Origin of the sequence: Grimontia kaedaensis, from assembly GCF_023746615.1 — a bacterium.
Taxonomy (GTDB): Bacteria; Pseudomonadota; Gammaproteobacteria; order Enterobacterales; family Vibrionaceae; genus Enterovibrio; species Enterovibrio kaedaensis.
Genome location: NZ_CP082275.1, coordinates 2,338,013 through 2,354,120, shown reverse-complemented (window position 1 = coordinate 2,354,120; position 16,108 = coordinate 2,338,013). Strand labels below are relative to the sequence as shown.

Annotated in this window: 15 protein-coding genes; 11 read left to right on the top strand and 4 right to left on the bottom strand. The window is 47.7% G+C overall.

Annotated elements, in window-relative coordinates:
• The first annotated feature begins 3 nt into the window (after nucleotides 1-3).
• From thiM to K6Q96_RS10645, 4 genes are all read left to right on the top strand, one after another.
• Nucleotides 4-789, top strand: a complete 786-nt coding sequence (thiM, locus tag K6Q96_RS10660) for a hydroxyethylthiazole kinase (protein ID WP_251875634.1) — start codon at nucleotides 4-6, stop codon at nucleotides 787-789.
• Between the two features lie 14 nt (nucleotides 790-803).
• Complete coding sequence (thiE, locus tag K6Q96_RS10655) at nucleotides 804-1,427, top strand: thiamine phosphate synthase (RefSeq protein WP_251879630.1); 624 nt, start codon at nucleotides 804-806, stop codon at nucleotides 1,425-1,427.
• A gap of 128 nt (nucleotides 1,428-1,555) precedes the next feature.
• Nucleotides 1,556-2,764 carry a voltage-gated potassium channel protein gene (gene kch / locus K6Q96_RS10650; RefSeq protein ID WP_251875632.1) on the top strand — a complete coding sequence of 403 codons (1,209 nt, stop codon included), beginning with the start codon at nucleotides 1,556-1,558 and terminating at the stop codon, nucleotides 2,762-2,764.
• Nucleotides 2,765-3,428: 664 nt separating this feature from the next.
• A complete protein-coding gene (locus K6Q96_RS10645; RefSeq protein WP_251875630.1) occupies nucleotides 3,429-4,373 on the top strand; it encodes an RDD family protein in 945 nt (314 codons plus the stop codon).
• A 1,300-nt stretch (nucleotides 4,374-5,673) separates the two neighbouring features.
• Here the strand turns inward: K6Q96_RS10645 and K6Q96_RS10640 are convergent.
• Entirely contained in the window at nucleotides 5,674-5,925 is a 252-nt protein-coding gene (locus K6Q96_RS10640; protein ID WP_434802144.1) for a hypothetical protein, read from the bottom strand.
• A gap of 252 nt (nucleotides 5,926-6,177) precedes the next feature.
• Here K6Q96_RS10640 and K6Q96_RS10635 point away from each other — a divergent pair, with 252 nt between their 5' ends.
• Nucleotides 6,178-6,471 (top strand): winged helix-turn-helix domain-containing protein, encoded by a 294-nt coding sequence (locus tag K6Q96_RS10635; RefSeq protein WP_251875628.1) that lies wholly within the window; start codon nucleotides 6,178-6,180, stop codon nucleotides 6,469-6,471.
• A 61-nt stretch (nucleotides 6,472-6,532) separates the two neighbouring features.
• Here the strand turns inward: K6Q96_RS10635 and fabV are convergent, their stop codons facing one another.
• The 3 genes from fabV to mobB all read right to left on the bottom strand — a co-directional run bounded on the left by fabV (nucleotide 6,533) and on the right by mobB (nucleotide 9,001).
• The gene (gene fabV / locus K6Q96_RS10630) at nucleotides 6,533-7,729 is read right to left on the bottom strand and encodes an enoyl-ACP reductase FabV (RefSeq protein WP_251875627.1); all 1,197 of its coding nucleotides are present in this window, start codon (nucleotides 7,727-7,729) and stop codon (nucleotides 6,533-6,535) included.
• Nucleotides 7,730-7,739: 10 nt separating this feature from the next.
• Entirely contained in the window at nucleotides 7,740-8,195 is a 456-nt protein-coding gene (locus K6Q96_RS10625; protein WP_251875626.1) for a methylglyoxal synthase, read from the bottom strand.
• Between the two features lie 224 nt (nucleotides 8,196-8,419).
• On the bottom strand, nucleotides 8,420-9,001 hold the full coding sequence (gene mobB / locus K6Q96_RS10620) for a molybdopterin-guanine dinucleotide biosynthesis protein B (RefSeq protein WP_251875625.1): 582 nt from the start codon (nucleotides 8,999-9,001) through the stop codon (nucleotides 8,420-8,422).
• 388 nt (nucleotides 9,002-9,389) lie between these two features.
• On the opposite strand from mobB, the gene K6Q96_RS10615 reads away from it, so the two are divergent.
• The 6 genes from K6Q96_RS10615 to K6Q96_RS10590 all read left to right on the top strand — a co-directional run bounded on the left by K6Q96_RS10615 (nucleotide 9,390) and on the right by K6Q96_RS10590 (nucleotide 16,051).
• Nucleotides 9,390-9,890: a hypothetical protein gene (locus tag K6Q96_RS10615; RefSeq protein WP_251875624.1), complete on the top strand. Its 501-nt coding sequence runs from the start codon at nucleotides 9,390-9,392 to the stop codon at nucleotides 9,888-9,890.
• Between the two features lie 52 nt (nucleotides 9,891-9,942).
• On the top strand, nucleotides 9,943-11,052 hold the full coding sequence (locus K6Q96_RS10610) for an endonuclease/exonuclease/phosphatase family protein (RefSeq protein WP_251875623.1): 1,110 nt from the start codon (nucleotides 9,943-9,945) through the stop codon (nucleotides 11,050-11,052).
• Between the two features lie 220 nt (nucleotides 11,053-11,272).
• Entirely contained in the window at nucleotides 11,273-12,271 is a 999-nt protein-coding gene (locus tag K6Q96_RS10605) for a BMP family lipoprotein (protein WP_251875622.1), read from the top strand.
• A gap of 144 nt (nucleotides 12,272-12,415) precedes the next feature.
• Nucleotides 12,416-13,960, top strand: coding sequence for an ABC transporter ATP-binding protein (locus K6Q96_RS10600; RefSeq protein WP_251875621.1), 1,545 nt, complete (start codon nucleotides 12,416-12,418; stop codon nucleotides 13,958-13,960).
• Nucleotides 13,957-15,075, top strand: a complete 1,119-nt coding sequence (locus K6Q96_RS10595) for an ABC transporter permease (protein WP_251875620.1) — start codon at nucleotides 13,957-13,959, stop codon at nucleotides 15,073-15,075. The genes K6Q96_RS10600 and K6Q96_RS10595 overlap by 4 nt, the downstream gene beginning before the upstream one ends.
• 1 nt (nucleotide 15,076) lies before the next feature.
• Complete coding sequence (locus K6Q96_RS10590; protein WP_251875618.1) at nucleotides 15,077-16,051, top strand: ABC transporter permease; 975 nt, start codon at nucleotides 15,077-15,079, stop codon at nucleotides 16,049-16,051.
• Nucleotides 16,052-16,108: the final 57 nt, after the last annotated feature.

The window sequence follows — 16,108 nt, the reverse complement described above, 5'->3', positions numbered from 1 at the left end:
GCGATGAACATAGAAACGATCGTAGCGGCACTTAAACAGGTTAGAGAGTCCAAACTGCTGGTGGTGAACATTACTAACTATGTGGTGATGAATAACTCTGCCAACGCGTTGCTGGCGCTCGGTGCGTCCCCAATCATGGCGCACTCCCAGCAGGAAATGGCAGAGATGATGTCATTTGCCGGTGCCTTGGTGATCAATATCGGTACGCTGGACAGCGCTTGGACACCGCGCATGATTCATGCCGTTGAGCAAGCCAATCTGAACAAGAAAACCGTGGTGCTGGACCCTGTCGGTTGTGGAGCCAGCGCGCTTCGCACAGAGACATCAAGACAAATCGCAGCCTGGGCTGAATCCCTCATCATTCGGGGCAATGCCTCAGAAATCATCGCATTGGCGGGTGAGCGAGCGCAAAGCAAAGGTGTGGATGCGCTGGACAGCAGCGAAGCCGCACTTGGGGCAGCGCGGTATTTGGTTGATGCTTACAACTGTAACGTCGTGGTCTCTGGCGCGACTGATTACATCGTGACATCCCAAGGGGAAACCCGGCTCAACAATGGCCATGAAATGATGCCTTACGTCACGGGCATGGGTTGTTCGTTGTCTGCTCTTACTGGCGCATTTGCAGCTGTCGGGGAGACCACCGGACTTGCAGCCGCAGCCGTCATGGGCGTGGTAGGAGAAATAGCCGCTGAAAGGGCAAAGGGACCGGGTAGTTTGCAAGTTGAGATCCTGGATGCACTTTACCAATTAGATGAAGCGACGCTTCTCAAACGCCTGAAAATCTCATGAACACGGAAAAGACGGTGAACCCATATCGCTTGTATTTGGTGACTGATGACCAACAGGATTTGGATACGTTGAAAAACGTGGTATTCGAAGCCGTGGTAGGTGGTGTCACGATGGTGCAGGTGCGAGAGAAGCACGGTGATGTCAGGGCGTTTATCGAGCGGGCAAAAGCGGTGAAAATGATTCTGGCGGGAACCGGCGTTCCACTTATCATCAATGACCGCGTTGATGTGGCTTTAGCGGTTGATGCGGATGGCGTGCACCTTGGACAGTCGGACATGCCAGCGGATATTGCCCGTGATTTGATTGGTCCTGACAAACTGCTGGGGCTGTCGATTGAAACCGAAGCCCAGCTTGAAGAAGCCGATAGCTTACCTGTCGATTATCTTGGTCTCAGTGCGATATTTTCGACGCCAACAAAACCCAATATCAAGAAAGAATGGGGCATTGAAGGGCTACGAAAAGCCGTTGAGCAAAGCGGCTATCCGATTGTTGCGATTGGTGGCATTAACACCTCTAACCTTGAAGAGGTGATGGCGACAAGGCTTGCAGGTGTTGCCTTAGTTTCAGCAATTTGCCATGCGCAATCGCCGAAGCGGGCGGCTGAGGAAATCCTTACCCAAATGAACCGTGCAGATTGAATCAAAATTAGTCTTGAAAACCCGCCCAGCGCGGGTTTTCTTTTGCATCCCACTGTCTTGGCAACAAAACATAGCGATAACGGGCTGAGAACTATACTCCCATCGGATTAGTCTCTCAGGTGACCAGATTGCACATTCATCTTCTTCAAAAAGCTCTCGATTTCTGGCGTCGTGTTCGTCACTCACTGGTCGCCGCATTGGTGTTTATCAATGGCTTTCTGATCTTCCGTTCTGTATGGGGGCAAAACCTCGATTTGGTTGCGCTGTTCCACATCAAAAGCTTTACCGACATCAACTGGACACATGCGGTCAATGGGCCTTGGTTACTCCTCGGTATCTTCTTGATGCTAAACGCCTTTGGCTTGCTGTTTCGGGCGCGGATTGCCTGGGCGGTAAGCCTGATTCTGCTGATGATTGTGTTCACCTTTACCTGGCACTTCTTCCCGCATCTTGGCGCGCATTTGTATTGGAGCGCCAGCGCCGTGTTGCTGCTGATCTTGCTCAGCAAAGACTTCAACCATTCCAGTGCCACAGCAGGCGGTATTGCAGCCTTTATCAGTTTTGCCGTCTTGCTGTTCTATTCCACTTACGGAGCGCTCTATTTCGGTGAAGGCTTCCATCCCGCTATCCATGATTTGATGACGGCGTTTTACTTTTCCATGGTGACCATGACCACCGTCGGTTATGGCGACATTATCCCTCAAACCGAAGCGGCAAGGCTGTTTACCATTTCCGTCATCATCGCGGGGATCACCGTATTCGCCACCTCTCTGACTACTGTGTTTGGCCCGATTATCCGCGGTGGTTTAAACAAGCTTGTGAAAGGAGTACAAAAGCCAATGAACAGGAAAAACCACTTTATTGTGTGTGGCACTTCAGTGCTGGCATCCAGCACCATTTGGCAGCTTCATAAGCGTGAATTGCCCGTCACTATGGTGACGATTGAAGACGAAGATAAGTTTGCCCAGATTGAGCAAAGAGTCGGAACCAAGCTCGATATTATCTCTGGTGACAGCACCGACAGTGATGTGCTGCTAGAAGCGGGTGTCGAGCATTGTCGTGCTGTGTTGGCCTTAACGGAAGATGATGCCACCAACGCGTTTATCGTACTTTCGGTAAAGGCCATCTCGCCAGATATTAAAGTGGTCACCGCGGTGAATGACGCCAAGAATATGAAGAAAGTAAAGCGGGTGAATGCGGACGTATTGCTATCGCCTCAGCTGTTTGGCAGCGAGATCCTCGCCAGTGTGTTGTCTGGCGAGCCTATTAGCAATGAGCAGTTGTTGGGTATGCTGCTGCGCTCCGGTGATGGTTTGGTGAAAGAAAAAGAAAGCTAACGGCTTTGCTTGCGTTGATTCCAGAGGGGGTGAGCTGCCAAAGTTACGACAATTAAACCTGCACCCGTTGCCACAGAGGGAGTTGGCACTTCTCCTAGAATTAGCCAAACCAGTAGTGGTCCAAACAAGACCTCCAAAAGCAGAATCAAACTTGCTTCTGCCGCTGGTATACATTTGGGGCCAAAATTACTGTAAGTATTTAATATTATGAATTTATGGAATTAGTTCTCCGTAGTTCCTCTAAATGGGGCACTGGTAGGACACGACCTGAATTCCTTATTCAACTACGATTTTTAATGTGTTTGTTCCCCCGTTTCCGCTAGGGACTTCATCACAAATGGGGCAGCTATACGGTCTGGTACCTCTATTGTCTTTAGGGGCGATTTTATTCCCTCAAATCAACACCCAATCACCGGAGTCAGTGACACGTTCAATCGGTTGGATTGGCCTTGTGGCTGTGTCAATCGTCCTTGCCTGCTTCAAACTCTACGTCTGGTAGGTGACGATTGGATGCTTAATTAATGGATGGAGTTGGGAAGTTAAAGACCCAGAGCTTTGCACTGTTGGTACATGCAGGACTAGAAAAGGTGTCGCATAATACAGAAGCACACCGTTTTGGGGTATTTTCACAAAGGTCACTCTATCTCATACTAAGGGCTTTATTTTGGGGAAAGCACAAGAAACATGGATTTGTGGATTCTGGCGAAGAATCGGAGCTTTATGTGCTGATTTTCTATTTTTAGCAATTGTCGGGAATCTTTTAGGTATCACCCAAAAAGACTTTCTCGCTCAGCTTGGTGGGTGGGGTTTATTAGTTGGCTTTGCTATATCGATTATCTATTTTGGAGTAATGAATAGCTCTTTAGTGAATGGCCAAACATTAGGCAAGATGCTGTTAAAGATAAGAGTTGTAGATTCATCAAACTCAACAGTTAGTCTGCCAATGTCATTTTTGAGATCTAGCATTGTTTTGATTCCAGTTTTTCTTTCTGTAGCGCAACTCCCTTCTGAAGTACTTCTTCCATACTTAATTTATCCATTGTCTTTTATTATATTGGGTGGCTTCCTATCTATACTTTATTTATATATCTTCAATCGTGTTACTAGACAGTCACTACATGATCTAGTAAGCGGGACTTATGTTGTGAGTGTTAATGGTAGTATTGGTACTCCTCTTTCAATATGGAAACCGCATCTGGTTATAGTAACGTTGGTTCTTATAACATCCTTTCTTTCTCCTATCTTTACATCTGATTTGGTCAAATCTAAGGATTTTATAAGTCTGTTAGAAACTGAAAGAGAGATAAGAAAAAATAAACTAGTAAAAAGTGCGACGGTTCAAGAAGTTTCGAGTACTTTTAACTCGTTTGACTCTAGCAGCAAAACAATAAAATTTGTTGAAGCTAATGTTTTTCTTCATAAAAAAGGTGTTTATGATGCTAATATTGCAAAGCGGTTGGCTGCAATTATAGTGGATGTGTACCCAGATTCACTAAACAATAGTTTCATTCAAGTAACGCTTACCTACGGCTATGATATTGGTATTTCATCAAGGTGGTATAGCAACGTTTATAGATTCAGCCCTAAGGATTTAACGAGGTTAAAATAAAGAAAATAATTAATAGAGCTACGTATGCTACTTCTATTAGCAATCAGAGTGCTAGAAGAGATACTCATCTATATATAATTTTCGATTGACGCATATTATCAGGGGGAATCGAAATTGTCTTTTTACTCTTCAGCTAAAATCTCACCACTTTACAAGGGTGATTACTTTATAGGGAATGCAAAAGATGAAGAAGGAACACTACTCAAAGTATACTGTTCTATCAATACTTGTGATACTACCGAACTCAGCAGCGGCCTTAATTATTGATGGCGAGAGAAATGATTGGGTCTTGGTTTTACAGCTAGGGTCTAACCGATGGGTAATAGGTACGACCATACGGCTGGAGTTTGGGATTCCTCTAAGGTAGGATATTTGGCCTAACTAAGAACTACCTTCAATACAGTAAGAGTTTGTTGATAACGATGAGCTTAAAAGACTACATAGATATATATTATTCTATTGGTAAAGTCCTTTTTTTCTTTTCCTCTGGTTTTGATTTCTTTTCTGATTATCAAGATTAAAGCGCGAAAGCCTTTTCGGGCTTCAGTCCGTTTGTTTTTCGCTGTCATTTTTTTCTGGGGAAGTTTTTTTTTCGATGGATTTCTTAAAATTAAAGTAGAGTCAGAAATAAGGAGCTTTGTGTCCAAGCCTTATAGTGAATACTCTGTTTTTTTAGATGGAAAGCCTCAAGATTCAAGTGCGATCGTTAGCTCTTTGCAGGGGCTTTCGAAAAAATTCACAGATAAAACGTTTTCTTCTAGGGTAAATGAAAGGGTTTATAAAATTATCACAGATGACTCTTCACTTACCTTGAGAGTGTTTGATTCCTCTAAGAGAGAGCCATTTTACTGGGTTGTCTATATGGTTCCAGGGACTAATTATCGGTATATAGGAAGGATTCTATTTAATGAAGCCAATTAATCTAATTTTATTTTCTCTTTTAGTGAACTCATTCGGAGTGAGTGCTGATACCCCCATTTTGATGGTGGCTGGCATTGGAACAACAATGTAAAAATCGAACAAGTTGTTACTTATTGGGCTGGGCAAAGCCTAAATCCAATCGTCAAGTTATCCAATGGCTCATATTGCAGCATCAACGAAACTGACAGGAACCTATTTTCAACCATACTCGCTATGAGAGCGTCTAGTGCTACAGGTCAGTTTGTATGTGAGGAAAAAACCAGCCCAACGCCAAGAGGTTGTTTGCATATGGCAATAAAGCCTAGATTCGCCGTTGGTGTATCAGTGTATCTCTAATCTGGACATAGCCCGACGATCATCGGGCTCTACCTGTCATCTATTATTTGTCGTCCTCGTCCGGGCCCATGACAATCGTCACCGGACCATAGTAGTGATGGTGGTGGTGTGTTGTGCGGTGGTGGTGGTGAGTCCCTTTGTGCGAATTCACACCACCATGCAAGTGGTGTCCATGGCTGGGCTCATGGGCGCGGTAATCGAGGTGAGCTTTGTTGTGCTTATGTTCGACGTCGTCACCATAAGCATTCTCCATGGTCTCGTGGGTAGATACTTTTGTTTTTTGCTGAGCCTTCACTAACCTCCGTTTTGATATCGGAATAGTTTGAGCACCGAACAGTCTGGCACGCATCTCAGCGTGCAGTCGGTGAATCCCGTATTATTGCTGAGACTGGGTGTGGATTGTTGCATTACGCATGATTTCACTTATGGGTGGACACAATGACGTGAGTTGCTGCACTAAAAACAGCGGATAACATTTTTCTGCGATGCTTTGGCGTTACACTCAAAGTCAGTCTAAATCAGGCTAATAATCTGAAAGGGAAAGCATTTGAGTAAACCGAGCAAAACCAAAACCAGTTTCTATCGTCGCCTGTTGGTGGCCCATCTTATCGACAATGGCGTAAATACTGTCCCTGCCATCATGAGCGAAACCGGCATGCCGAGACGAACGGCTCAGGACACGATTGAAGCGCTTGGCGAATTGGACATTGAAACCGAATTTGTCGGTGCCAATAAAAACGGTGGGTATGAGATTAAAGACTGGGGCGCTATAAACCGCACCTGGGTGAGAAAGCATCTCGTCGAGATCAAGGCCTTGTTGGACTATCCAACGACACCATAATCGATAGAAAATGGCAGGTTAACCCTGCCATTTTATGTTCTTGTCTGAACCAACCTGAATGCTAGGGGCGAAGCGCTTTCAACTTTTCAATATCGACCTCTTGGGTGTAGTCGACAGAATTGAATTCAAAGCCGTTGAGCTGCAAAAACTCGCCCAATACGCCTTCGTAATCGCCAATCTTAGTGAAGTTATCCGGTGTCATTTCCGCGAGTAATGCGTTCGCTTGAAGCTGAATATCATCGCGTAATTCCCAGTCATCAATTCGAATAAGACCTTCTGCATCACGGTCGGCTGCATCTTGCCATTTACCATAGAACAAGCGGTTCATCTGTTCGATACAGCCTTCGTGCAAACCTTTGGCCTTCATTACGCGATACAGCGCCAAAAGATAAGGAGTCAACCCTGGGATAAACACGCTGGCTTTGGTGACCAGCGCCTTACACACTGCAATGTTGGCAGTGCCTTCAATGTTCTTCAGCAGAGTATTGATGTCATCGCGGGTATTATGCAAATGGGTTTTCGCGAACCCCAGTGTGCCTTTGTGGTAAATGGCATGAGTATACTCAGGGCCAATATAAGAGTACGCAACGGTTTCACAACCTTTTGAAAGCAGGTTTCTCTCGCTGAGGAACTGCATCCAGCTTAACCAGTCTTCTCCGCCCATTACCTTCACGGTTTCGTCGATTTCCTGCTTGGTCGCAGGCGGCAGCGAAACTTTATCCAGACTGTTTTTCTCGAAGTTAACGGAATAGCCTTCAACGGTTTCACCAACAGGCCGAATGGCCGAACGCCAAAATTCACCCGTTTCCGGGTTAGGCCGAATCCCTGTTGCCAGGGAATAGACGACCAAATCAACCTGACCTCCCAAATCCTGTTCAATCGATTTTGCCACTTGCTCATGGGTCTCAGCAGAAAATGCATCACCCACAATGTTGGTGGATATCAATCCTGCTTTTTCTGCAGCATCATGGAAAAAGATATTGTTGTACCAGCCCGCGCTACCAATGCCTTTCTCAGACACGCCGCGTTCAAAAGAAACGCCAATGGTTGCTGCTTTGGCTGGACCAAATGCCAGCGCAATGCGGGAAGCTAGACCAAACCCAGACGAGGCGCCCAGTACTAAAACACGTTTTGGAAGTGTACCCGACGAGGATTGTTGCGAGAGTGATTTAGAAATTTGCTCAAAGATAGCGGCCTGACAACCGAAAGGGTGGCAGCTACGCGCGACCACCCCTTGAATTTTGGGCTGGATAATCATGAGTTAAAGATTAAAGCCTTTCTGATAGATATTTGTCGTAATCTGGCACTTCGATATTAGTTTCGTGCGTCATCATTGGTGAAGTGATGAGGTAGTTAGCTGATGCACGGTTAATAGCCACCGGAATGTTCCACACTGCAGCGATGCGGAGCAGCGCTTTGACATCCGGGTCATGTGGTACGGCGCTGAGCGGATCCCAGAAGAAGACAAGCACGTCGATTTTCTTCTCACAAATCATTGCGCCCAGCTGTTGATCACCACCCATTGGACCACTCATTAAAGAAGTGATGGATAGGCCAGTTTCTCGGCTCAGAATGTTACCGGTAGTTCCTGTGGCGAAAAGCTGGTGGTGAGCAAGGGCGTCTCTGTGTTCTTTCACCCAACGCAGCAAATCTGATTTGCAGTGGTCGTGGGCAACCAGCGCGACTTGTTTACAAGGACTGACGGTGCGGGTAGTTGACTTCATATCTAACTTCTTATGCATTTTTAGAAAGACCCATTTTGAAGTTTTTAACCGAAACGGGCGACACAAAAATGGGAAAAGGCCGACATAGATCGTCAATTCGCCTTATATGCATCAAATTGGCTGATGTAATAATATACAGATGACGCCAAGAGTCCCGACACGATTTGATTGTGGCACCGCAAATGCGCATATTCACGTCAATATGTTAGGCAAAATGGGTGTTTTTACAGCTCAGAATCATAAGCGAGAAATTTCTCACTTTCGGGCGCATTTATCAGCCAGTGTTTTATGAATTCAGCAATGTCTGAAGGTTGGTTCAGATCGAGACTTGGCAGCTTGAACGCATCAAAAGCATCAGGTTTCTGGTCATAAGCGACGGCAATAATATGATTATCGTTCGTAAATAAAGTCGGCTTTCCGTAACTTGGTCTGAGGATTTCGATTTTTGGCAGGGTTTCATCGCGAAAACCTTCAACAAGAACAATATCAAGCCGCGAATGATCGAGCTGAGTCAAACATTCTCTCAGTTCAGGCTCGCGTTCTTTCTCGTCGTGATACTCGAAAAACAACATATGACGTTTAGATGTTGCTAATAAAAGCTGATCACTGCCCGCATAGCGGAGTCGGTAGCTGTCTTTGGTGGGTTTATCTGGTTCGATGTTGTGATGGCTGTGTTTCAAAAGTCCAACCCGTAAGCCAGATGCTTTCAAGTGAGGGATAACGGCTTCTAGCAAGGTGGTTTTGCCTGAGCCGCTAAATCCAGCAAAGCCAAGTACGGGTGTCAGAATGTTTGATTGGGATGTCATCTATATCGCCAGTGGCTAATTTTCTAAAAAGTGATAAATCGCTAATGAATATGCCATACTGTTAATGTTTTTTCGTGCAGAAAAAATGAAACGCACTACATTTAGGTTCGTATGTTAATCGTTCACTGTTGCATATGGGTGGTAGCACAGTCTCTGAGAAATCCCAGCCGAAACCGATTTATTCACAGAGCGATGGGATAAACCTCTCTACTTTGGCCAGAAATCCCGCAGGTTTTTGGTCTGAGGTATACAATCACAGCTGAATACAAATTATGCGTTACTGGGATGATATTGCAGGGCAAATTGGATGCGCCCGTAGCATTCGGCCCGCGTAAGACAGGTATTCTCGCCAACCATTATGAACACAACATTATCATGGAGCGATAATATGTGGGTTACCCTCGATTTTGAAGCGTCTGGCCTCACGGAAGCTTCATATCCCATTGAAGTTGGCTATAGCTTGCCCGATGGCAACAGCGTCAGCTTGCTGATCAACCCAGATTCCTCCCCCGAAAACTGGCAATACTGGGATGAGTTTGCCGAGACTGAAATACACGGTTTGAGCCGTTTCTCGCTAAAGACAGAAGGGCTCTCCGTCGTAGACGTTTGCACACACCTTAACAGTGCACTTTGTTATTACGACGACGTGTTATGCGACAGCCAGTGGGATTTGTTCTGGCTGGGTCGACTTTATAGAGCCGCGCACATGCGACCAACCTTTACGCTTACAGAAGTGGGCCATTGGCTGCTAAACCATGATGGAATTAATCGGGAAGATTTTCTCACGGCGCTGGAATCACTGGGGCCAGCACCACATCGAGCAGAGGCTGATGCCAAGTATATCCGCGAAGCTTTGTCGATGGTTCTTAGTCAGGAACGCTGTTCTTAGGGGGCTTGGAGGGTTACCATTTGCTGACTGAAAACGAGCGAGTAGTATCATCATGTCTGAGCACATATCTGAGCAAAAAGCGCTGAGGTTTGCGACGTTTAATGTCGCTATGTCTGCAGATAAATCCGGCGAAGTCTTCAGTCAACTGAAAGGGGATACATCTCGCCGTTTCGCTAACATAGCGGCCATCATCCAAAATACTCAACCAGATGTTTTATTGCTCTGCGAGTTCGACCATGTGGGACATGGCGGTGATGATGGCATGCTGGCGTTTTTCCAAAAGGAATATCTGGAAAAATCACAATACGGTCAGTCCGCTATTCATTTCCCTCACACCTACCTTCCTGCGACAAATACGGGATTACCTGTCGTTGAGGGAGATGATGTCTCCCTGTCACCAGAAAGAGCGCATGGATTTGCGAGACATCATGGCCAGTACGGGTTCGTCATCCTCAGTAAATACCCGCTTGATATCGAAAACAGTCGCAGTTGGCAGACTCTTCTTTGGCAGGGTTTCCCCGGTAGCCGCATTCCTGAATCCTACTTTCAGGCGAAAGGGCTGCAATCTATCCGCCTATCATCCAAGAACCACATTGCGCTGCCTGTGCTCGTTGGCGACCAGCTTATTCATTTAGTGGCGTGTCACCCAACACCACCGGTTTTTGATGGGCCGGAGAGGCGAAATCTCAGAAGAAATGCAGATGAGCTCAGGTTGCTGCATGACATCGTCACCAACGCTGCGTTTCTCGTAGACGACAAAGGAAAGGGCGGTGGGCTGGATAGCCGTGACGCCTTTGTGATCATGGGAGATCTCAATGCGGACCCCGCCAACGGTGACGGAGACAGAGCCCAAATCCGTACCTTGCTGTCTGACCCTATCCTTCATGACGTTCAACCCCAGGGCGCAGGTGCTTCTGCGTGTATCTCTGATTCACGGATGAGAGGCAAAAGCCGTGCGACCCACAACCGTGGGCTGAGACTGGATTATGTGCTGCCGTCACATCATCTTAAACCTGTCGATTCGGGGGTTTTCTGGCCAAAAGTGAACGATGCATTAGCGTCATTCATCTATAACGAGAGCGGTAAGCCGGTATCAGGTCGATCTTCGGACCACCGTCTTGTATGGGTGGATGTGATATTGCAGGGAGCTTCACAGGAGTAAACTCGTGAAAACGAGAAGATGAGCACAGAAAATAAGGCTGGGTGTGAATGTGTTCAAGATTTCATCGCAAGCGGAACGATATTTGTCCGTACTTTGTGGATGAAATGTTAATTTGTCCTATGAATACATATATCCGAATCATATGAAGCTCTGAGTCTTCATGTGGCTAGCGTATAAATTTCTCAAATAACGGATTTCCTCAATAGATGGAGTATCAAGGATGAAAACGATCACCTCACTGGCTGCAGCAGTTACCCTGGGTCTTATGTCTGCATCGGCGTCAGCAGCTCAGTTCAAGCCTTCTGTCATTTTCGATATGGGTGGTAAGTTCGACAAATCATTCAACCAAGCGGCTTACACTGGCGCAGAAGCGTTTAAGACAGAAACAGGCATCAGCTACGGTGAGTTTGAAATCACCAATGAAGCACAGCGTGAGCAAGCAATGCTGCGTATGGCTCAGCGTGGTTTTAGCCCAATCGTTGCAGTAGGTTTCCAACAAGCACCTATCGTAGAGAAAGTGGCGAAGCAATTCCCTAAAACGGAATTCGTTATCATCGATGCAGTGGTCGATCTACCAAACGTACGCTCTGTGGTGTTTAAAGAGCACGAAGGCTCATTCCTGGTAGGTGCGCTGGCAGTCATGAAGAGTGAGAGTGACAAAGTCGGTTTCGTCGGCGGTATGGACATTCCTCTGATCCGTAAGTTTGCGTGTGGCTATGAGCAAGGCGCGAAGTTTGAAGCAGAAGGCGCGGACGTTATTCAGAACATGACAGGTTCTACCCCTGCAGCATGGAACAACCCAACTAAAGGTGCTGAGCTGGCGAAATCTCAGTTCGATAAAGGCGTAGACGTGGTATATGCAGCAGCGGGTGGTACCGGTGTAGGTGTTTACCAAGCAGCCGTTGACGGCGAGAAATACGCAATTGGCGTTGATTCAAACCAAAACTACCTGCACCCAGGCGTGATGCTGACTTCTATGGTTAAGCGTGTAGACGTTGCGGTACAAGACGCATTCAATGATGCTAAAAACGGCGAATTCACCCCAGGTCTGCAGGCGTTGGGTCTTAAAGAAGGCGGCGTTGACTGGGCACTGGACGAGTACAACCGTGACCTCGTGACCCCAGAAATGGAAGCGCGTGTGAAGCAAATCCGTGATGACATCATCGCAGGTAAGATCGTGGTTCACGATTACTTCAGCACCGATTCTTGCGAATACTAATTTCGTTTGTCTCGCCCCCAGTCTGGCTTGCGCCATCTGGGGGCGAATTGCATCAAAAGATAGCGATTTGCCTTGTTACTTAACGTATTGCTCTCACAAGAATAATCGCTTACGTCGTTCTTAAATTGATGCCAAGGAGCAGGCATGACACAACCCGCCATTCAACTGCGAGGAATCAACAAGCGATTCGGCGCAGTTCATGCAAATAAAGACATCGACCTCACGGTGATGCCGGGAACCATCCACGGTATTGTCGGGGAAAACGGTGCAGGTAAATCGACCCTGATGTCGATTCTCTACGGTTTTTACCAAGCTGATTCAGGCACCATCGAAGTCGATGGGGAAACCGTAAATATCAAAGATTCTCAGGATGCCATATCCCATGGCATCGGCATGGTTCACCAGCACTTCATGTTGGTGGAAACCTTCTCTGTTCTCGAAAACATCATGCTCGGCGCAGAAGGACACAGCCTGTTGGACGTGGCCTCAAAAAATGTCGGCGGCGCATTGGAGAAAATTGAAGAAGAATACGGATTGACCGTTGATTCCAATGCGATTGTCGGTGAGCTTCCCGTTGGTATTCAGCAGCGCGTGGAAATCCTAAAAGCCTTGTATCGTGGCGCACGCATTCTGATTCTGGATGAACCAACAGGCGTTTTGACGCCGCAGGAAATTGAACAGTTCTTCGAGATCCTCAACACCCTGAAATCACAGGGTGTGACCATCATCCTGATCACCCACAAGCTGAAAGAGATCATGGCGATCACCGATTCTGTATCTGTCATGCGCCAGGGTGCCATGGTCGCACATCGACAAACAGCAGAAACCAATGTTGATGAGCTGGCGGAATTGATGGTGGGGCGCAAGGTGCTACTGCGCGTCGACAAAACGGAAGCAACGCCGGGCGAAGAGCGCCTTAGCGTGAATAACGTTTCCTGGTTCGATAGCCGTGGTGTTAAGCGCTTAAAGAATCTGAATTTCAGCCTTAAAGCCGGTGAAATTCTGGGTGTTGCAGGTGTTTCAGGCAATGGCCAGTCCGAACTGCTTTCTGTGCTTTCAGGTGTCACGGTTCCGCAGGAAGGGGACTTTACCCTAAATACCTCCAAAGGCAGCCAGAAGTTCGGTAATAAAGACAGTCGTGATGCAGGCTTAATGCGACGTTTGAGTGTCGGCCATATTCCGGAAGACCGTATCAAACAAGGCTTGGTAAAAGCGATGCCAGCCTCAGAAAGCGCCATTCTCGGCTTCCAGCATGACATTGCTTACGGCAAAGGCTTGCTCGACCCGGTGGCGATTGAAAAAGCGACCAAAGACATGATGGAGCAGTACGATGTGCGTCCTGCTGATCCACAACTGAAATCCGCTAACTTTTCCGGTGGTAACCAACAAAAGCTCATCATTGCCCGTGAAATGTTGCGCGAGCCAGAAGTGCTTCTGGTTGGTCAACCAACCCGTGGTGTGGATATCGGTGCCATTGAATTTATCCACCGCAACCTGATTGCCGCCCGAGATGCTGGTGCCGCGATTCTACTGGTCTCGACAGAGCTTGAAGAAATCATGTCGCTGTCCGACCGCATCATCGTATTGGTAGATGGCGAAATCACCGGTGATGTGATTGCCAAAGACATGGACGAGCGTCAACTCGGTATCTTGATGGCGAACGCCGCAGAAGAGGAGGGCGCAGCATGAATGTACCTCAACAAAGCGCCCCAATGTGGGTGAAAACCTTTCTGGTTCCTTTTATTCAGCTTTCTGTCGCTCTGGTAATTTCAAGCTTGGTGGTATTGCTAGTGGGGGAAAGCCCAACCGCAGCATTCAGCGTGATGATTCAGGGTGCGACTAATCTGGAATTTGGCGGACTGAATAACACCCTGTATTACGCAACAAACTTCGTCTTTACAGGGCTTGCCGTAGCTGTCGCTTTCCACGCAGGTTTGTTCAATATCGGCGGTGAAGGGCAGGCCTACATCGCAGGTTTAGGCATCGGCATTTTGATGCTGCTGCTTGATGGTGTGCTCAACATGTGGCTTATGGCGCCATTGGCTATTTTGGTTGCGGCGGCTTTCGGTGCGCTTTGGGGCGCAGTGCCGGGTTACTTGCAGGCAAAACGTGGTTCGCACATTGTGGTGACCACCATCATGTTCAACTTTATTGCGTTTTCCGTGATGGGTTACGCGTTGGTTGAACACATCGCCAAATATGGTGGTAACTCGACCGATTCGCGTTACTTCAACCCCGAAGCCGTGTTCCCGAAACTTTATGAACTCGGCGCAAGCTATGGTCTCGAACTGCCATTCTCTCTGCTGAACCCTTCCATTCTAATTGCACTGCTTGTGGCATATCTGGTGTGGGTACTGATGTTCAGAACCCGCCTTGGCTACGCGATTCGCGTCGTAGGGCAGAACGCGACGGCGGCAGAGTATGCAGGTATTGATGCCAAAAAAATCATCATTATCGCGATGACCATTTCTGGCGCACTGGCAGGTTTGATGGCGGTGAACGAAGTCTATGGCGCGCAAAACCGCCTGATCTTGAACTTCACCGGTGGCTTCGGTTTCATCGGTATCGCCGTGGCACTGATGGGGCGTAACCACCCATTCGGGATTGTGGTTGCTGCGTTGCTGTTCGGTGCGCTTTATCAAGGTGGTACAGAGCTGCAGTTTGAAATGCCAAGCCTAAACCCAGAACTGATTATGGTGATTCAAGGTCTGGTGATCTTCTTTACGGGAGCGCTCGACAGATTAATCCGCAAGCCGGTCGAAGGCTTCTTTATGCGCCGCAACACGCAAGTAGAGGGGGCGTAACATGGAATGGTTTAACTGGATCCTCTCATCTGCCGACTCCACACTGCGCCTTGCTGTTCCATTGATTTTCGCAGCGATGGCGGGGATTTTCTCTGAGCGTGCTGGCGTGGTCGATATCGGTCTTGAGGGTAAAATGCTGTTTGCTGCGTTTGCTGCGGCTGCGGTTTCCTACGTGACGGGTAACCCTTGGCTTGGCCTGCTGGCCGCGATTGCTGGCTCAATGATGTTGGCGTTGGTTCATGGCTATGCGTCCATCACTCAAAAAGGCGATCAGATTATTTCTGGCCTAGCGGTGAACTTCTTCGCCTCAGGAATGACGATTACCCTCGGCCATGCTTGGTTTCAGCGTGGTGGTCAAACGCCAACGCTGCACAACGATCAGCGCTTCCTCCCGGCTGAACTGCCGGGTGCCGAATGGCTAGGCGATACCATCCCTGTGATTGGTCCGCTTTATCGCGATGTCATTTCCGGTCACAACATTCTGGTGTATCTGGCCTTTATAGCAGTGATCATCACTTGGTGGGTGTTGTTCAGAACACGCTTCGGTTTACGTCTGCGTGCGGTAGGTGAAGAGCCGAATGCGATTGATACGGCAGGTATTTCAGTCGTTTGGTTGCGTTACCGGGCGGTGCTGATAGCTGGATTACTGTGTGGCTTGGCGGGTGCGTACCTTTCCACTGCACAGAATGCGGCGTTTGGTAAGGAGATGACAGCAGGTCAGGGCTATATTGCGCTGGCAGCGGTTATCTTCGGTAAATGGCAGCCACGCAATGCGCTGTTGGCTTGTTTGCTGTTCGGCTTCCTCTCGGCCTTGGAAACACGCATGCAGGGTGTGTCGATTCCGCTGATTGGCGTGTTGCCAACCCAGCTGTTCTCTGCGTTACCTTACGTGCTGACTGTGGTACTGCTGGCTGGCTTTATCGGTAAAGCCGTTGCGCCGAAAGCAATTGGGCGACCTTACGAAAAAGAACGTTAATGGCTTAAATCAGCACAAAACAAAACGAGGGCAAATGCCCTCGTTTTTTGTTCTCTA

Coding starts and splice junctions, on each gene's coding strand:
- K6Q96_RS10625 (WP_251875626.1), bottom strand. CDS start 8,195: ATGAAGTCAACTACCCGCACCGTCAGTCCTTGTAAACAAGTCGCGCTG.
- K6Q96_RS10615 (WP_251875624.1), top strand. CDS start 9,390: ATGTGGGTTACCCTCGATTTTGAAGCGTCTGGCCTCACGGAAGCTTCA.
- thiM (WP_251875634.1), top strand. CDS start 4: ATGAACATAGAAACGATCGTAGCGGCACTTAAACAGGTTAGAGAGTCC.
- K6Q96_RS10595 (WP_251875620.1), top strand. CDS start 13,957: ATGAATGTACCTCAACAAAGCGCCCCAATGTGGGTGAAAACCTTTCTG.
- K6Q96_RS10605 (WP_251875622.1), top strand. CDS start 11,273: ATGAAAACGATCACCTCACTGGCTGCAGCAGTTACCCTGGGTCTTATG.
- K6Q96_RS10610 (WP_251875623.1), top strand. CDS start 9,943: ATGTCTGAGCACATATCTGAGCAAAAAGCGCTGAGGTTTGCGACGTTT.
- fabV (WP_251875627.1), bottom strand. CDS start 7,729: ATGATTATCCAGCCCAAAATTCAAGGGGTGGTCGCGCGTAGCTGCCAC.
- K6Q96_RS10600 (WP_251875621.1), top strand. CDS start 12,416: ATGACACAACCCGCCATTCAACTGCGAGGAATCAACAAGCGATTCGGC.
- mobB (WP_251875625.1), bottom strand. CDS start 9,001: ATGACATCCCAATCAAACATTCTGACACCCGTACTTGGCTTTGCTGGA.
- K6Q96_RS10590 (WP_251875618.1), top strand. CDS start 15,077: ATGGAATGGTTTAACTGGATCCTCTCATCTGCCGACTCCACACTGCGC.